Origin of the sequence: Natrinema sp. 74, assembly GCF_046097095.1 — an archaeon.
GTDB lineage: Archaea > Halobacteriota > Halobacteria > Halobacteriales > Natrialbaceae > Natrinema.
In genome coordinates this window covers 2,607,646-2,624,962 of the sequence record NZ_CP175698.1, presented here as the reverse complement: position 1 = coordinate 2,624,962, position 17,317 = coordinate 2,607,646, and the positions used below count along the sequence as shown (strand labels likewise).

The following is a 17,317-nucleotide window of genomic DNA, read 5'->3' as shown; positions in this document are numbered from 1 at the left end:
CGGGCGGAGACGAGCGTACCGAAGACCGGCCACCTCGTCGTCGCGCCTCGGCCGAAAATCGGTTACTCGAGGGACGCGATCGCGTCCATTTCCACGCGGACGTCCTCGGGCAGCCGGGAGACTTCGACGCAGACCCGCGCCGGCGGCACCTCGCCGAACCGGGAGCCGTAGGCTTCGTTGATCCGCTCGTAGTCCTCGAGGTCGGTCAGGTAGACGGTGACCTTGACGACGTCCGCGAGGCCGTCGCCGCCGGCTTCGTCAACGACGGCGGCGATGTTCTCGAGCACGCGACCGGTCTGGGCTTCGATATCGCCGTCGATGGCCTCGCCGGTGGCCGGATCGACGGGGCCGTAGCCGGAGACGTACAGCGTGTCGCCGGCGCGGACGCCCTGCGAGTAGGGGTTGTCGGTGCGCGGTGCGCCGTCGGTTTCGATGGGGTCGGTATCGGTCATGGAGTGGGTGTCGGACGTGGGATCTTCGGTCGCTCGAGTCAGGCCGTCTGAGCCGCTTCGGCGGTCACGTCCCCGATCGCCTCGACGACGATGTCGAGGGCGGTCTCGGCCAGTTCGTGGGTGAGCACGAGCGGCGGGAGGAACCGGAGCACGTTGCCGTGGCGGCCGGCCGTCCAGACGAGGACGCCGCGCTCGAAACAGAGCTGTTGGATCGCGTCGACGAGGTCACCGTCGGGAGTTCCGTCTTCGTCGACGAACTCCGCGCCGATGAACAGGCCCTTGCCGCGGATGTCGGCGAGCCGGTCGGTCTCGGCGGCGGCCTCGCGAAGGCGACCCTGAATGTACTCGCCGAGGTCGCGGGCGTGGGCCAGCAGGTCGTGGTCCTGAACGTACTCGATGGCGCGGGTGCCGGCGCGCATGCCGACGACGTGGCCGCGGTAGGTGCCGGCGTGGTCGCCCGCGCTCCAGGTATCGAGGTCCTCGTGGTAGATCGTCGCAGAGAGCGGGAAGCCGACGCCGCCGAGCGCCTTCGCGGACGTCATCACGTCGGGCGCGACGCCCTCCCAGTCACTGGCCCACCACCGGCCCGACCGGCCGAGGCCGCTCTGAATCTCGTCGAAGACGAGTGTCACGTCGTTGTCGTCAGCGATGTCGCGCAGCCCCTGGAGGAACCCCTCCGGCGGCGTGACGATTCCGCCCTCGCCCTGGATCGGCTCAACGATGATGCCGGCCGGGTTGGCGAGGCCGCCGTAGGGGTCCTCGACGATGGCCTGGACCTCTTCGAGCGCGTGATCGACCGCCTCCGCGGGCGATTTGTCCTGTCGGAACGGGTCGGGATAGGGTGCGTGGACGACGTCGGGGAGCAGCGGCGTGTAGTGGCCCTTGAACGTCTTGTTCGACGTGACGCTCATCGCGCCGGTCGTCGCGCCGTGGTAGGCCCCGCGGAACGCGATGAGGCCGTCACCGCCGGTGTTGTACTTGGAGAGCTTGATCGACGCCTCGATGGCGTCGCTGCCGGTCGGCCCGCCGAAGACGACCTTGTTCTGGCCCTGCAGGCCGTCGGGGGCGATCTCGTCGAGTTTCTCGATTAGCTCGAGTCGGGCCTCCGTCGGGAAGTCGACCGTGTGCACGAGTTTGTCGGCCTGCTCGTGAACGGCCCCGAGCACGTAGGGGTTCGCGTGGCCGACGTTCAACACGCCGATCCCCGCGAAGAGATCGATGTAGGTGTTCCCGTCGGCGTCGCGGACCGTCGCGCCCTGTCCCTCCTCGAAGGCGATCGGGATATCGTCGGGATAGGCGACCGCGTTACTGTCGATTTCGCGTTGCTTCTCGAGCAGCGCCCGGGTGTTCGGACCGGGAACGTCGTCGACGGACGGTGCGTCCTCGAAGTGGAGATCGTCGATCGGCGGACCTGCCGTCATACGTAGGGGCAGGAGAAACGATCGTAAATAGATTGTCTACAGTATTCATGAACACTGTATACATCTATCGAATCCGGCGGTGGTGTCGGAACTCGATTTGGATACCGATGGACCGGGCATCCGTAGTCAACAGGTATGAGCGGCGAGTGAAGTGTTCGACTCGAGAAGCGAACGAATCGAACGGGCGGAAACTTGTGTGGAAAGCAATATGAGCGGCCCGCCTCAGAACGGGAGGAATTCAGCATTACACCCTTCTGAAACAGCCACTTCTGTGTCTGATAGAAAATAATTTCATTGGAAGGGCTCTACGTTTCGCGTATAGTGCCCTCCACCAACAGACAGAGCAGACCCCGCGTCGCGGTCGGCGTACTCGTGCTGTTCGTCAGTTTTGGACTGTATCCTCACGAATAATACGCTTCTATGGCTATTCGGTGCTATTTCCGTGGGTCTCTCGGTATATGTGTTCTCCTTATTTTATCGGCTCGTGGTCGCCGTCGAAGAGATCGCCGACAAGCTATAAGCGCCAGTGTTCGAGTCCGATCGACTTGCATCGAGACGCGCGCCGAGAATCGGAGGAACGCCCTTATCGCTGGCGTCCCTTCCGATTGCCATGATCCCGCCGATCGCGAGCCGGTTCGTCGCGGGGGAGTCTCCCGCGACGGCGCTCGAGCACGTCCGTCAGTTGAACGACCGCGACGTGAAAGCGATCCTCAACCTGCTTGGCGAACACTACGACGACCGCGACGCTGTGGCGGCCGACGCCGCCGAATATCGGCAGCTGGTCGACGATATCGCAAGATCGAGGCTCGAGGCCTGCATCTCCGTCAAACCCACCCAGTTGGGACTCGACATCGGCGAGGAGGTGTTCCGCGAGGAACTGGCCGCGATCGTCGACGTCGCGGCCGACCGCGGGGTCTTCGTCTGGATCGACATGGAAGATCACACGACGACCGACGCGACGCTTGACGCGTTCGAAACCGTCGCCCGTGAGCACGAAGGGGGCGTCGGCGTCTGCGTGCAGGCGAACCTCAGGCGGACGCGAGCGGACGTGCGCCGACTCGCCGACGTGCCCGGCAAGGTCCGGTTCGTCAAGGGGGCCTACGCCCCGCCTGCCGACGTGGCCTACACGGACGGGGCGCGGATCGATCAGGAGTATCGGGCGCTGCTCGAGTACGCGTTCGCACACTTCGACGGCGGGATCGCGGTCGGGAGCCATGATCCGGCCGTAATCGAGCACGCGAAGGCGCTCCACGAGCGGTACGGTACCGACTTCGAATTGCAGTTGCTCATGGGCGTGCGCGAGGATGCACAGGCGACACTGGCCGCCGAGTACGAGGTCTGGCAGTACGTCCCCTACGGCCGGCGGTGGACGTCCTACTTCTATCGCCGGCTCACCGAGCGAACGGACACTCTCCGATTCGCACTGCGGGCCGTCCTGACCGGTTGAGTGGGGTGAACGACGGACATTTGGTGTCGCGGCCCGTCCGATAGCTCATGTGCGGTCGCTACACGCTCACCGTCGAGCAAGACGACCTCGAGGCGCGGTTCGACGCCCGGTTTCGAGACGGTGCGTCCGACTCCGATCCGACCGTCGACCCAGGGTTCACCCCTCGCTACAACATCGCTCCCGGCCAGGAGCTACCGGTGATCACGGACGCCGAGCCGGAGACGATCCAGCGTCTCGAGTGGGGACTGGTGCCGTCGTGGGCCGATGACGACACGGGCGGACTGATCAACGCGCGGGCCGAGTCCGTCGCCGAGAAGCCGAGCTTTCGGGAGGCCTACGAGCGGCGACGATGTTTGGTTCCGGCGGACGGGTTCTACGAGTGGGTCGAGACCGAGGACGGAAAACAGCCCTACCGAATCACGTTCGAGGACGACCGCGTGTTCGCGCTGGCCGGCCTCTGGGAGCGCTGGGAGCCGGCGACGACACAGACCGGGCTGGATGCCTTCGGCGGCGGGGCCGCGGACGAAACCGAGGACGGCCCGCTCGAGACGTTCACCATCGTGACGGCCGAGCCGAACGACCTCGTTGCAGACCTCCACCACCGAATGGCGGTGATCGTAGCACCCGACGACGAGCAGCGGTGGCTGACGGCCGACGATCCGCGCGAATTGCTCGAGCCGTACCCGGCCGACGAGATGACGGCGGCTCCGGTGTCGACGGCGGTCAACGATCCGTCCGTCGACGAACCGGGACTGACCGACCCGGTTTAACTACGGCCCTGAACGCCGGTGAACTCGAACCGTGCGCCGCGCTCGTCGGCGGAAGTGGCAAGCGAGAGAGCCCAGCCGTGCGCTTTTGCGATCGGCTCGTGGATCGACGCGCTGCCGGCTCGAGGATGGCTGACGAGCGAGGCCGTGTGACACGGAAGACTAATATCGTTGCTACCGAAAACCTTCTCAAAAGGTGGCAATCCGATGACAGCAGATCGTCGACTACGACTGTCGCTGCTCTGTCGAATGCTCGCCGCACTGGCCGTGCTGACGGTCGTCTCGGTGGCCGTCGCCGCGACGGCGGTCCTCGTGGGCGGCACGGTGGCCTGGCTCGCGCTTCTGGTGGTCGTTTACGTGCTCGAGACGCTGCTCCTGCCGGTTCTCGGCGACCCCTACGCTATCGTCGGCACGCTCTTTGCGAACCCCCTTCGCGTCGCGGTCGTCGCCGGCATCTCGCTGCTTCCGTTTCTGTACTACCGGCCGGTTCGGGGCGAAATACGGGCGTTCCGGAGGGGGTTGGGGACGGCCGGTGAGCCGGCGACCGAAACGCATCCCGAGCTGACGAAAACGGCCCGTCGGCTCGCTCGGCAGGCGGACGTGCCAGAGCCCGACGTCTACGTCGCCGACCGGCGGCGGCCGGAGTCGTACGCCGTGGGCGGACGGGCAGACGGGACGATCATCGTCACGAGCGGGCTCGTACGGGAGCTTTCCGACCGTGAGGTAACCGCCGTTCTCGCTCACGAAATCAGTCACCTCGTGAACGGCGATAGTCGCATCATGAGCCTCGTGCTCGTCCCAATGTTGACCGCCGAACGCGTCGGAGCGGACGATCCGCCGGGCAAACGGTTGCTCGTCACCTCGCCGCTCGCTTATCTGGCCCATCTCGCCCTCTGGGCCGGCGTGACGGTCATGACGGCGGGACAGCGACTGGGCGGGCAGTTCGGAGTCGCCGTCCTCTCGCGCGGCCGGGAGCTGGCGGCCGACAGGGGCGCTGCCGAGCTGACGGGATCGCCGAGCGACCTCGCGAGCGCGCTCGAGACGCTCGACGACGAACGGGCGCGTCCCACCGAAGACAAGCGAACCTGGGCGAAGTCGGCCAGCGCGCTGGACATCCTCCCGCGCGACGGGGCGACCGCGTCGGGGGGACCGTTTCGAACCTATCCGAGCACGGAGACGCGACTCGCGAATCTCGAGCGACTCGTCGCCAAGACGACGACCGACGGTCAGTGAAAATCGCCTCGGACGGCCCCTCGAGAGTCGGTTTCGATCGAGTCCAGCCGCGTTCGGCGCGTCAGTGCCGGACGCGCTGTGTAAGCACGAAGACCAGCAGCGCTACCAGCAGTGAGCCGAGCAGCGTCTCGACGGCGGCGATTGCGCGGGCGGCGCTTCCGACCGGTTGCAGATCGCCGTAGCCGAGCGTCGCGAACGTGACGACGCTGAAGTAGAGGCTCTTGAAATACGCCTCGGCGAGGAACCAGACGGGCGTCTGAGCGGGGGCCCTGATTCGGTAGGCGATCGCGGTCTCAGTTCCGACCTCCTGGATGCCACCGGTCAACGGGTACAGCGCCGCACAGACGAGTATCAGAACCAGCGACGTCGCCACGACGCGCCACGGGCTCGTCCCGTAACGCATGATCCAGCGCGAGCCGGCGAGCGTGATTGCTCGCCGGTAGTCTCCGGTCTGCCAGGCCCGCCGCCGACGGAAGTGCTTCTCGCGCAGATAGTACTCGTGGACCCGTTCCGGGAGCGCGTTCTCATCGTAGAGTCGCTGTAGCTCCCGGTACACCCACTGTGCGGCTTCGGCCCGTTCCGTGACGCCGTGACTCCCGTCGATCTCCGTCTCGTATACCGGGCGCTCTCCGAACGTCGTCTCGACGTTGAGCCGCACGTCGGTCAGCCCCGCGCGGTAGAGCCGCGCGTTCCGGAAGTCCGCACCGCGGAGATCGGCGAAGACGAAGACCGCGTCGTGAAGGTTGGCGTCCCGAAACGATGCGCCGTGGGCATCGATGTCTCGGAACGTACTCTGTCGGAGGTCCGCTCCGGAGAGGTCGGCACCGTCGAGGATCGCGCCGGTGAAATCCGCCTCGATCAGCGATCGTCCTGCGAGGAACGACGTCCTGCTCAGGCTCGCACCCTCGAAGTTCGCTCCGTCGAGGCGCTCGCCCGACGCCGGCGTGTTTCGCTCGTAGATCGGTGTCGGCACGACGGCGTCGGTGTGCCAGAGACAGCGGTCGTGTCCCTCCCACGGGAGCCGCCAACAACAGACGTCTCCGGCCCCGTCAACGACGCTGCTGTTCGTTACGTGTCCGCAACGCTTCTCGATCATGATCGGGTTGGGGAGAGCGCGCTTCTAACGCTACTGCCTGAAATACGCCGCCTCGGTTCAGTCCCCGCCGTCGCGGTCGCAGAACCCGTTACAACGCTCGCTCCGGGACGTCAGCGCACGGGCGATCGCCCCTCGAGTCGAACGAGTGACTCAAGTCGGGAGCGGACGACCGCGCTGCGTTCGCGCGTCGGTCAGCGAAGTTCGTCGATAATCTCGCGGGTAGCACGCCGAACCGCCTCGTCGCTCGAGAGACGGGGTTCCCAGCCCAGCGCGGAGAGCTTCTCGATCGAGAGGCGCATCTTCGGCACGTCACCGGTCCAGCCGCGCTCGCCGCCGGTGTACTCGCGGGCGGGGTCGACGCCGAGTTCCTCGGCGACGATCGTCGCGATCCGGTCGACTGACGTCGTCGTGCGCGTCCCGAGGTTGTACGTGTTCATCGCGTCGTCGGCGTGTTCGACGACGTGGAACATGGCGTCGAGACAGTCCTCGAGGTGGAGGTAGGACTTCTCCTGACGGCCGTCGCCCAGGATCGTCAGCGTCTCGGGATCGTCCCGGAGCTTCTCGATGAAGTCGGGGATCACCGCGCCGCGCAGCCGCGGGCCGACCACGTTCGCAAACCGGAAATTCCAGACGGTGAGATCGTGACTGTGTGCCCGCGCGGAGAGCAAGCCCTCGTCGGCCAGTTTGCTCGCCCCGTAGGCGCTGATCGGCTCGAGCGGCGCGTAGTCCTCCGGCGTCGGCCGCGGTGCCTCGCCGTAGATCGTCGAGGTGGAGGTGTACGCGATCTCGGAGACGTCCGCGTCGGCCATCGCCTCGAGAATGTTCCGGGACATCCGCGTGTTGTCGTCGAACTGGCCGTGAGGACGGTCCGTGTCGACGTGTTTCGACGCCGCGAGGTGAAAGACGAGGTCGACGTCGTCGAGGTGCCCGGCGAGCGCGTCGGAGTCGGTAAGGTCTGCCTCGAGAAAGTCGGCGTCGTCGGGAACGCGGTCGGGGTCGCCGTTCGACAGGTCGTCGACGGCGAGGACGTCCGCGCCGTCTGCGAGCAGGCGCTCGGTGAGATGCGATCCGATGAATCCGGCTCCGCCGGTGACGAGCACGCGTTGGCTCGAGAGAGACATGGTGGATGATTTATCGGGGAGGCGTTAATCCTCTGGGTTTCGCCGTCGCCGAGATCGAATCGTCTCGGTCGACGTGACGCGAGGCCGACTCGAGAACTGCGAGTTATTCGGGTCGAAGGAGAGCAACTGGTCGGTGCATGCGACCGGTCGTGGCCCCTCGGCCACCGAACCGCGCGGTGTTTACACTCCGGTCGAGTACCGCAGAATGCCGGCGAAGCCGCCGAAGGCACTGAGGAGCTGTTCGCCCTTCTCGAAGTCCGTCGAGATGAATTTCGTCTCGGTACCGCGCTGTTCGGCGATGTCGATGAGATGGTCGATGGCGTCCTCGCGGTCTTCCTCGGTTGCCTCGACTTCGGTGCCACACTCGGTGCAAGTGTGTGTCGGCGTCGACTTCCGACGATCGATGACTTCGCGTTCGGTGGTGCCACAGTCGGGGCAGTCGTAGGTGATGACGTCCTTGCGGAGGTCCTCGCTGATCAACAGGCGATCGACCGCGCCCATCACCAGGTTCCGGCGGGTCTGCTCGAAGCCGTAGGTCGCCAGATCGCCAGCGTTGAGTTCCTTGAAGAACTCCTCCATCTCCTTTTTGTCTTTCATCACCTCGGCGTCGGCCAGCGCGTCTTCGGCGTTGTCGACCAAGTCCTTCAGCCCGGACTCGTCGGTGTAGGCCACGTCGAATTTGCCCAAGACCTTGTCCTGCAGTTCGTGGTGGAGGTAGTCGCCGTCCAAGAACTCGTCTTTGGTCGGCGATGGACCGCCGACGAGGATGCCGTCGAGTTCGTGGCGCTTCGGGACGAACAGATCGTTGCCCATCCCCGCAACCTCCTGGTAGAAGTTATCGATGGCCTCGAGTCGCAGGCGGGCGAATCGCTGGGCGGACTGGCCACCTTTGCGCTGCTTGCCGGGGACGAGCGAGGAGGCGGACTTGACCGGTTCGATGCGTTTCCCTTTCAGCCAGCCGACGTTGGCTTCGCGTCGGTCCAAGACGATCAGCCCGTAGAGGCCCTTGTCGGCGAGCATCTCCTCTAGGGGTTCGGTCAGGAAATCGGAGTCGCAGTGATAGCGGAAGGATTCGACGGGCTGGGGCGGGCTCTCGAGGACCTTCGTGACCATGTCGGTGCGGCCGCCGCCGGAGTCGACGGCGCCGGAAAAGAGCACTATGCCGTTTTCGGGTGGATACGTGTCGTAGTATCGCAGCCGGTCTTTGATGCTCGTCAGCGCGTCCTGGACGGCCGTCCGGGTCTGCTTTGACTTGATGTTGGCCGCCTCGCTGTGTTCCTGGGTAACGTGCTGGACGACGTCGCTGATCTGTCTGTCCTCGGGAACATAGATCGTCACAAGCTGCGTTCCGGAGCCGTCGTAGTTCTTGAGATCCTCGATGACCTTCCGGAACTCGTACTTCTTCCGGTCGGATTGCTCCTGCTCGCCCTCCTGGCTCATTACCCGTATAAAACGGGGCTGTGGGTAAGAATCCTTTGACACACCTGCCGGTGTGGTCCGCACCGCGGGACGGCGCGACCCTGCGCCGTCCGCCCGAGCGAGACCTGTTGGCGCGACGTGTCGGCACGGCGCCACGAGTCGGGAAGCGAGGTCACGATTTAAGGTGTTGCCGTTCTAGGGTCCGGACAGTATCCGAGTATGTCTCACGAGACGGTCTATGCCATCGCGAGCGGGAAGGGCGGTGTCGGGAAGACGACGACCACGGTAAACCTCGGCACGGCTCTCGCGGAGGCCGGTGAACGCGTCGCCATCGTCGACGCCGACCTCGGCATGGCGAACCTTGCCGGATTCGTCAGTCTCTCTCCCGACTCGACCACCCTGTATGACGTATTGGCCGGCGACGCATCGATCGACGACGCCACCTACCGACTGGCGGACAACATGGTCGCCGTTCCGAGCGGGACCAGCCTCGATGACTACGCCGAAACCTCCCCCGAGGGGCTCCGCGAAGTCGTCGCGGACCTCCGCTCGCAGTTCGACTACGTCTTTCTCGATGTCGGCGCGGGAATCAGCCATGAAACCGTCCTTCCGCTTGGGCTGGCCGACGCCGTCGTTCTCGTCTCGACGCCCGAGCCCGCGGCCGTCCACGACACGCGGAAGACGATCGAACTGACCGACCGCGCCGGCGGCGACCTCGCCGGCATCGTCCTCACCCGGACCCGCCCCGACGGCGACGTTTCCCACGAGGATATCGCCGACAGACTCGAGTTGCCGCTGCTCGGAACGATCCCGGAAGACCCCACGGCGCGGGAGAGCGTCTACGCCGGGACGCCGCTGGTCGTCTTCGAACCCAGAGGACCGGCCGCCCTCGCGTACCGTCGGCTGGCGGCCGACCTGACCGGCGTCGACGTCGGATCGCCGACCGACGACGGCAATGGGACGAGCGACGAACTCGGAGCCGCCGATACCGCGACCAACGGGGAGACCGACGCCGACGTCGCCGACGACGCCGATACCGCTGACGGGCGAGAAGCGGCACACGACGACGTCTCGAGCGCGATTACGGAAGCCGAAACCGACGGCTGATCGATCGTCCGCCGCCGGCGGACCCGTTTGCACCCGTTACCCCATTGGTAAGTGGCGCATTCGCTCGCCAACTCATTGTTCGTCGTCCTCGAACTGTTCGAATGGAGCCATTACCGTTCGGCTAGACGTTCGTCCGGTCGTGAAAGTCACGTGCGACGTACGGATCGGGACGCGCCGGCGAGCGATCGGTCACGACATGTTTGTCGACCGTTTCCGGAACCGGGATACGGGCGCTTACGGTCTAAATTCGCGGTCCATTCCGATAGAAACGATAACGAACTGATTACTAATCACGGCGGTTCTCGATGGCTCGCCCATGGAGCGACGAAAGATCCTCCTCGGCAGTGGCGCAGCGATCGCAACCGTCCTCGCGGGTTGCTCGAGCGACCAGACGGGCGACGACTCCAGTTCGAGCGACGACGGCGGCTCCGGCGATTCGTCCGATGGTGCCGGCGACGGTACCGGCGATGGCAACGGCAACAGTACCGGCGACGGCACCGGCAACAGTACCGGCGACGGCAATGGAACCGGCAACGGCGATGGAAACAGCGAAGCGAAGATTCCTGGGCTCAAGCGCGACAAACTAAAACTCAACAGTGAGAAGCTGACGATCGAGAACGTCACCAAGAGCGGCAAGGAACTCAACGTCGTCGCCACGTCGACCACGACCGACCCAGAAACGCTGTTCGCGGAACTAGAATCGCTGGGCAACGACATGAAGGGGGCGATCACCGACCCCAAAGCGTTCGCGGCCGCGGTCGACAGTATCACGTGGGTCTTCGAGAAAGACGGCGCGAAGGTGATGTCGTTCTACGTCGACGTGACGTGGGCAGTCAAGTACATAAACGGCGAACTGAGCCAGAGCAAGTTCGTCGATCGCGTCCTCTCGACCGTCGGCGAATCGCAGTAACCGTCGGTGGTCGACGGAACAGGGAGCGACCGTTCTTTTGGCTGGGCACCGTGGGCGACCGGCGGCGATCCCAGACCGCAGAGAGCGAATCACCCACTCGCAGTGGCTATCTCACATCGAGCGCGGTGCAGCCACGCCCAGAATCGACAGCGCGTTCGCGACCGCGTGTTTCGAGGCCGCGACGAGCGCCAGCCGCGCCTCGCGGACGTCCGGGTCGACGTCGTCGGCCAGCACCGGACACTCGCGGTAGAAGGCGTTGAACCGGTCGGCGAACTCGCGAGTGTAGGTCGCGATCTGATGGGGCTCGAGGTCGTCCGCGGCCTCGTCGACGACCGCCGGGAACCGCGCGATCGTCTCGAGTAAGTCCCGTTCGGCCTCGGTCTCCAGTAAGTCGGCGTCGACGGCCGTCTCGACGTCGTCCATGCTGGTCTCGAGGTCGATGTCGGCCGCTCGCGGGCGCTGCCCGCTCGCGTCTTCCGCGGCGCTTCGCGCCGCGCTCTCCTCCAGAATGCCACAGCAGCGCGCGTGGACGTACTGGACGTAGGGGGCAGACTGGGCCTCGAAATCGAGCGCACGGTCCCACTCGAAGGTGATCGCCTTCGTCGGCTGCTTGGAGACGATATCGTAGCGGACCGCGCCGATGCCAACCTGATGGGCGATGCGCTCGATGTCGTCGTCGTCCAGTTCGTCGTCGCGGATGCGGTCGTCGAGCCGATCCTCGACCTCCTCGCGTGCGCGGTCGATCGCCTCGTCGAGTAGGTCGTCCAGATCGACGCCGGTGCCGCGTCGGGTGCTCATCTTCCCCTCGGGGAGGTTGACGTAGGAGTACAGCACCTGTCGAAGGCCCTCGGTGTCGTTGCCCAGCAACTCGAGGGTCGTCCGGAGCTGTCTGGCCTGGAGCTTGTGGTCCTCGCCGAGCACCGTCACGGCACGGTCGTACTCGTCGAACTTCCACTCATGGTGGGCCAGGTCGCGGGTGGCGTACAGCGAGGTGTCGTCCGAGCGCAGGAAGACGAGGTTCTTGTCGATCCCGTGATCATCGAGCTCGAGTTGCCACGCGTCCTCCTCGTAGACTGCTTCGTCGAGTTCCTTCAGCCGCGAGACGAGGTCGTCGGTGTCGCCGTTGCGCATGAACCGCGTCTCCTTGACGAACTCGTCGAACTCGGCCGGCAGACGCGCGAGACACTCCGTCATCCCGCCGAGCACCTGATCGACGACCTCACTGACCCGCTCGTAGGCCTCGTCGTCGCCCGCCTCGAGACCCTGCATGATCGACTCGATTTCGGCTTCGGCGTCCGCGACCTCGTCCACGGGAGCGTTCTCGAGGAAGGCATTGCCCTTGCGATAATAGCGCACGAGGTCGTACTCGACGCGATCGCGTTCGGGTTCTTCCTCGAGGGCCGCCTCGTCGAAGGTCTCGTAGGCCCAGGTGAAGACGGCCATCTGCCGGCCGGCGTCGTTGACGTAGTAGTGCCGATCGACGTCGTACCCCGCGAAATCGAGGACGTTCGCGACGGCGTCGCCGATGATCGGGTTTCGCGCACGGCCGACGTGGACCGGCCCCGTCGGGTTCGCGCTCGTGTGCTCGACGACGACGCTGGTGTCGCGGTCGGGCAGGCGGCCGTAGCGCTCGTCGGTCGCGTCCTCGAGCGTCGCGGCGAGGTAGGCGTCACTCGGCAGGAAGTTGAGATAGGGACCCTGCGTCCGGATCTCGGAGACGTAGGTCAGATCGTCGGCGTTGATCTCGTCGGCGACTTGCCCGGCGACCTGCGGCGGCGGCGCGCCGGCCTCGCTCGCGAGTCGAAAGGCGACGCTCGAGGCCAGCACGCTGTCGACGTCGTCCGGCGGTTCTTCGATCCCGAGGTCGTCCGTCGGGAACTCGAGTGCGGAGAGCGCCCCCTCGAGGGCGTCCTCGACCTCCGCGCGTAGGGAGAGGAACATACCCGCCCGTATTCAGGGCCGGAGTAAAGGAATGTCGGGTTCCGTCTCGAGGCCTACGGCGAACACTCCGGATGAAAGACGCCGAGGGCCCGCTCGCCCCGCTCGGTCACGGTATACAATCGCGTCCTCTCGATTTTGCGTCCGCATTCGTCACAGACCATCGGCCGGGGTAGACGCGCGCCTCGGTAAACGCTGTTGTGACCACGGGAGGGGCAACGGCGACGATACTCGCTCGAGAATCCTCGGACGAGACGGACGGAACCCTCGAGAGCGCCAGTCTCCGTCCACAAACCCGGCGACGAGGTGACGATCGAGCGGCGAAGTCGCGGTCGCGTCCGGCCTCCGGTCGCCGATTATCGCGATCGAGGCCCGAACGCGGCCGTGGCCTCCCGAAACCGCTGCTCGTGAACCGGCCGGAAGGTCTCTCCGGAGGCGTCGAACTCGGCGGGCGTCCAAAAGCGAGCGGCCGTCGCGTCACTCCCCGCGACCGGGTCGCCAGCAGCGTCGGCCCGATCGGCCACGTAGTGGACCGTCACGACGTGTTTGCCCCCTCGAGGCGGCACCGCCGACGCAGCCAGTATCTCGAGGTCTGCCGGATCGACGGCGACCCCGGTCTCCTCTTCGAGTTCGCGTGCGGCCGCTTCGGGCGGCTCCTCGCCGGTCTCGATGTGGCCGCCGGGGATCGTCCACTCGCCGACGCCCGGCGGGACGCCGCGTTCGACACAGAGAACGGCCGGCTCTCGGCCGGAGCGGTCGACTACCGCGACGCCGGCACAGGGGACCGGGTTGTGCCAGACGACTGCCTCGCAGTCGGGACAGCGCATGCGCTCGCGATCGTCGACCGTCGTCTCCTCGAGTCGGTTGCCGCAGTCGGGACAGAACGTCGGCGGTCGGCTAACCATCTATCGTGTGGTCGGACCGGCGGTTCAAAGGGTTTTCAGTCCGCTGCCGGTCAGCGGGACGACCACGTCGTCGTCCTCGTCGATGACGCCGGCCTCGCGATACTGCTCGAGGGCGGCCGGCGCGACCGCACAGGTCGGCTCGACGTAGAACCCGTTGCGGTGGAGCCGGTCGAGTGCGGTTTCGATCGGGTCGCCGCCGATCGCGATCGCGTCGCCGCCGGTCTCCGCGATTGCGTCGAGGATCTCCGTGTCGCGGGCGGGATCACTGATCTGGATGCCGTCGGCGATGGTCGTCCCCTCGCCGTCCTCGTCGGTCGATTCGCCCCCGAGCGCGGCGACGATCGGGGCGTGGCCGGCGGCCTGTGCGCCGAGCAGCCGGGGCATCTCCTCGACGATGCCGGCCTCGTTGAGCAGCGAGAAGCCCCGGTAGGCACCGAGAAAGAGCGTGCCGTGTCCGATCGGGAGGACGATGGCGTCGGGGACGGACCACCCCTGTTGGGCGGCCACTTCGAAGGCGAACGTCATCGTCCCGGCGTAGAAGGCGGGATTCCAGGCGTGGCTGGCGTACCAGCCCTCGCCCGTCTGGTACGGAGCGTCACGCTCGCCGGTCGTCGTCTCGTCGTCTCCGCTCGAGTTCCCCTCGACCGCCTCGAGACAGGCCGCGGTCACGTCGGCGCGGGCTCCATCGACGCGAACCGGGCGGGCGTCGGCCCGCTGGATCGTCATCAGCTTCGACTGTTTGACGTCCGCCGGGACGTAGATGTCCGCCTCGAGGCCCGCTCGCGCGGCGTAGGTCGCGATCGACGCACCCGCGTTTCCGGAGGAGTCCTCGATGACCTTCTCGACGCCGAGTTCGACGGCCCGCGAGAGGGTCGTCGTCGCGCCGCGGTCCTTGAACGAGCCCGTGGGGAAGACGTACTCGAGTTTGAACGCAGCGCCCCAGTCGGGGACGTCGACCATCGGCGTAAAGCCCTCATAAAAGGTAACGTGCTGTTCGATCGGGAGGAACTCGAAGAACGTCCATAGTCCCTCGCTGGTGTCGAGGCTGTGCAGCGGCAAGGGATCGCCCTGCGGGTGGGGCCGTTCGGTGAACTCCAGTGCGTGTCCGCAGCCACAGCGCCACGGTTCGTTGGGGCCGGCCTCGTAGACCGAACCGCACTCGGGGCAGGTGAGATCGACGGCCATCTCAGTACTCCCCGATATCGGTGCCGACCGAGCAGACGTACTCGCCGGTCGCGACCTGAGGCAGTCGCCGCGCCCGCCAGAGGATGCCGTCGCTGTCGGCCGTGACCTCGGCCTTGGGCTCGCCGAAGGGCGTGGTCACCTCGAACAGCGGCTCACCTGGCCGGACCCGATCGCCGAGGTCCTGTTGCAGCGTGACGAGCCCGCCCGCGGGCGCACCGTACTGCTCGAAGCCGCTGGCGTGGGTCTGGGCCTCGAGGTGCTGGTCGCCCTCGAGGAAGCCGTAGTACCGGAGGACGTTGAAGACGCCCTCGACGCCTTTCTGAATGCTCGTCTCGTCCCAGCCGACGGCCCCGCCGAGTTCGGGGTCGACGGTCGGAATTCCCTCGTCGGGGGCCGCGCGGGCCAACTGGCCGTCCGGCCCCTTCTGATCGAGGACGTAGCCGCAGTTGAAGGCCTTCGCGAGTTCGAGACACTGGTCGTGAAGCCGGTGGCGCGTCCCACAGCGCACGCGGACCTCGTTTAACATCCGGCTGGTCGACCCCTGATGAAGGTCGAGGATCAGATCGGCCCGGGTCGCGGCGTCGAACGTCGCGGCCGCGATCCGCTCGCTCGAGGTGCCGTTCTCATTGCCCGGATAGGCCCGGTTCATCTTCGTGTCGTCGATCGGGTTTCGGTGTTCGGCGACCTGAAACGCGTGGTAATTGACGATCCCGACGATCAGGATCGTCCCCGAGATGTCGGCCGGATCGAGCCGCGGCACGACGCGCTGGAGGACGCCCACGCCGTTGAGTTCGTCGCCGTCGCTCGCCGCCTGCATATAGAGCGTCTTCCCGCGAGATGCGCCGTTGATCACGGCGACGGGGAGCCCAAACGGGCTTCCGTCCCGCGTTTCGCCGACCTCGAGACGGCCCGTGTCCATCTCGCCGGGCCCCGCGCTCGCCGTTCCGAGCGTCGTCGTCATGTCCGTCACGATGAACCCGCCGGCCTTTATACTATCCTTTGACGGCGGGTATTCTGCCACCAGCGGCGGCGGTCAGTCGCTCCGGCGGCGCGTAGCCCGCGCCGTGACCGACCGACACCGACAGCCGGTTTACGACGGCACTACGTGGACGGTATGGACTGCCTGTACTGAGCCGAGCGGTCGGTACGGACCGCGTTACGATATCCGATCTCAGTGCCCATCTCGGTGGGATCAGTATGGACGATCAATACGAACTCGTGGTGTGTCAAAGCGGCAGGCTCAGGCTCAGAGATCCAGCTGATCCCGACTGCTGGATCGCGACCGATTCCCCCGCGGAGATCAAGCGCTGATCCAGCGTCCAGCCACTCTCTCGTTCATCTACCGGTCGATCGATGCCGGCGGCTCACTCGAGCGTCGAATTCGATACAACGCCAGAACAGTGATTCGAATAGCTGCGAGACGGTCCTGCTCGCCTTGCTTGGCTCGGCTGCGCGGGCTGTGACCTCCCTGATTCAACTCCCTACGGGGTCCTGTCGCTCACGAAGTTGTTTGCGACAGAACGCCAGGACAGGGATTTGAACCCTGAATCCCGAAAGGGAACACGCTTTCCAGGCGTGCGCCTTACCGTTCGGCCATCCTGGCTCACGTACTCGTAGCCGGGTCCGTCGTTTAACCCTTACGAGATACGTTCACTCCGTCGTGCGATCTGTCGCCCACGCCGCGAGCCGCGGCTCGAGCAGGTACGCACCGGTTCCGGCACCGACGCCGACCGACAGCGCGACCCCGACAACACCGGCGATCGACGCGATCGGCTCGACCGCCAGCGCGTAGCCGAAGGCGAGCACCAGAAACGAGAGCGCGCCGACGAGCCCCCACAGCAGGGCCGATTTGAAGCGGGGATCGAGGCCCATCTTTGCGGACGGATAGCCGCTCATGCGTCGGTCACCGCAGGTACCGCGATCACTCGAGGGTCGCGACGGCCTCGATCTCGACGCCGACGCCTTTCGGGAGGGCGGCGACCTCGACGGCGCTTCTGGCCGGCGGCTCGTCGTCGAAGTAGTCCGCATAGGCCTCGTTCATCGCCTCGAAATCTTCGATATCGTCGAGGAAGACGGTCGCCTTGAGGATGTCTGTGGACGTGGCGTCTGCCTCCTCGAGGACGGCGTCGAGGTTGGAGAGGGCCTGCTCGGTCTGTGCGTCGATCGGTTCATCGTCGAGCAACTCGCCGTCGGCCGTCAGCGGAATCTGGCCGGCGGTGAACAGCAGCGAGCCGTCGGCCGTCGCCTGACTGTACGCGCCGACCGCGGCGGGTGCGTCGTCGGTCTCGATGACCCGTTTCATATCTGGAGCGTCGA

General features: G+C 66.0%; 16 protein-coding genes and 1 tRNA gene. 5 read left to right on the top strand and 12 right to left on the bottom strand.

Going from position 1 to position 17,317, the window contains the following annotated elements; genetic code table 11:
• Positions 1–62: 62 nt before the first annotated feature.
• Positions 63–452 (bottom strand): Rid family detoxifying hydrolase, encoded by a 390-nt coding sequence (locus ACJ70B_RS13090; protein WP_408957436.1) that lies wholly within the window; start codon positions 450–452, stop codon positions 63–65.
• A 38-nt stretch (positions 453–490) separates the two neighbouring features.
• Positions 491–1,873: an aspartate aminotransferase family protein gene (locus tag ACJ70B_RS13085; protein WP_408957435.1), complete on the bottom strand. Its 1,383-nt coding sequence runs from the start codon at positions 1,871–1,873 to the stop codon at positions 491–493.
• 610 nt (positions 1,874–2,483) lie between these two features.
• On the opposite strand from ACJ70B_RS13085, the gene ACJ70B_RS13080 reads away from it, so the two are divergent.
• The 3 genes from ACJ70B_RS13080 to ACJ70B_RS13070 all read left to right on the top strand — a co-directional run bounded on the left by ACJ70B_RS13080 (position 2,484) and on the right by ACJ70B_RS13070 (position 5,320).
• Positions 2,484–3,320, top strand: a complete 837-nt coding sequence (locus tag ACJ70B_RS13080; RefSeq protein WP_408957434.1) for a proline dehydrogenase family protein — start codon at positions 2,484–2,486, stop codon at positions 3,318–3,320.
• 47 nt (positions 3,321–3,367) lie between these two features.
• Complete coding sequence (locus tag ACJ70B_RS13075; RefSeq protein WP_408957433.1) at positions 3,368–4,090, top strand: SOS response-associated peptidase; 723 nt, start codon at positions 3,368–3,370, stop codon at positions 4,088–4,090.
• 204 nt (positions 4,091–4,294) lie between these two features.
• Complete coding sequence (locus ACJ70B_RS13070) at positions 4,295–5,320, top strand: M48 family metallopeptidase (RefSeq protein ID WP_408957432.1); 1,026 nt, start codon at positions 4,295–4,297, stop codon at positions 5,318–5,320.
• A gap of 61 nt (positions 5,321–5,381) precedes the next feature.
• On the opposite strand, the gene ACJ70B_RS13065 is transcribed toward ACJ70B_RS13070, so the two are convergent.
• The 3 genes from ACJ70B_RS13065 to prf1 form a co-directional block, all read right to left on the bottom strand.
• A complete protein-coding gene (locus ACJ70B_RS13065; RefSeq protein ID WP_408957431.1) occupies positions 5,382–6,416 on the bottom strand; it encodes a pentapeptide repeat-containing protein in 1,035 nt (344 codons plus the stop codon).
• 191 nt (positions 6,417–6,607) lie between these two features.
• Positions 6,608–7,537, bottom strand: a complete 930-nt coding sequence (locus tag ACJ70B_RS13060; RefSeq protein ID WP_408957430.1) for an NAD-dependent epimerase/dehydratase family protein — start codon at positions 7,535–7,537, stop codon at positions 6,608–6,610.
• A gap of 180 nt (positions 7,538–7,717) precedes the next feature.
• On the bottom strand, positions 7,718–8,977 hold the full coding sequence (gene prf1, locus ACJ70B_RS13055) for a peptide chain release factor aRF-1 (RefSeq protein ID WP_408957429.1): 1,260 nt from the start codon (positions 8,975–8,977) through the stop codon (positions 7,718–7,720).
• Positions 8,978–9,175: 198 nt separating this feature from the next.
• Here prf1 and minD point away from each other — a divergent pair, with 198 nt between their 5' ends.
• Both minD and ACJ70B_RS13045 read left to right on the top strand, forming a co-directional pair.
• Positions 9,176–10,063, top strand: coding sequence for a cell division ATPase MinD (gene minD / locus ACJ70B_RS13050; protein WP_408957428.1), 888 nt, complete (start codon positions 9,176–9,178; stop codon positions 10,061–10,063).
• A 316-nt stretch (positions 10,064–10,379) separates the two neighbouring features.
• Positions 10,380–10,973 carry a hypothetical protein gene (locus ACJ70B_RS13045; protein ID WP_408957427.1) on the top strand — a complete coding sequence of 198 codons (594 nt, stop codon included), beginning with the start codon at positions 10,380–10,382 and terminating at the stop codon, positions 10,971–10,973.
• Between the two features lie 111 nt (positions 10,974–11,084).
• On the opposite strand, the gene argS is transcribed toward ACJ70B_RS13045, so the two are convergent.
• The 7 genes from argS to ACJ70B_RS13010 form a co-directional block, all read right to left on the bottom strand.
• Positions 11,085–12,914 carry an arginine--tRNA ligase gene (gene argS / locus ACJ70B_RS13040; RefSeq protein ID WP_408957426.1) on the bottom strand — a complete coding sequence of 610 codons (1,830 nt, stop codon included), beginning with the start codon at positions 12,912–12,914 and terminating at the stop codon, positions 11,085–11,087.
• 353 nt (positions 12,915–13,267) lie between these two features.
• Positions 13,268–13,816 (bottom strand): NUDIX domain-containing protein, encoded by a 549-nt coding sequence (locus ACJ70B_RS13035; RefSeq protein ID WP_408957425.1) that lies wholly within the window; start codon positions 13,814–13,816, stop codon positions 13,268–13,270.
• 24 nt (positions 13,817–13,840) lie between these two features.
• Complete coding sequence (locus ACJ70B_RS13030; RefSeq protein ID WP_408957424.1) at positions 13,841–15,001, bottom strand: pyridoxal-phosphate dependent enzyme; 1,161 nt, start codon at positions 14,999–15,001, stop codon at positions 13,841–13,843.
• Position 15,002: 1 nt separating this feature from the next.
• Positions 15,003–15,962 carry a succinylglutamate desuccinylase/aspartoacylase family protein gene (locus ACJ70B_RS13025; RefSeq protein ID WP_408957423.1) on the bottom strand — a complete coding sequence of 320 codons (960 nt, stop codon included), beginning with the start codon at positions 15,960–15,962 and terminating at the stop codon, positions 15,003–15,005.
• 560 nt (positions 15,963–16,522) lie between these two features.
• Positions 16,523–16,604, bottom strand: a tRNA-Ser gene (locus ACJ70B_RS13020).
• A gap of 47 nt (positions 16,605–16,651) precedes the next feature.
• Entirely contained in the window at positions 16,652–16,897 is a 246-nt protein-coding gene (locus ACJ70B_RS13015) for a hypothetical protein (RefSeq protein ID WP_408957422.1), read from the bottom strand.
• 25 nt (positions 16,898–16,922) lie between these two features.
• Positions 16,923–17,303, bottom strand: a complete 381-nt coding sequence (locus ACJ70B_RS13010) for a Rid family detoxifying hydrolase (RefSeq protein WP_408957421.1) — start codon at positions 17,301–17,303, stop codon at positions 16,923–16,925.
• Positions 17,304–17,317 lie beyond the last annotated feature (14 nt).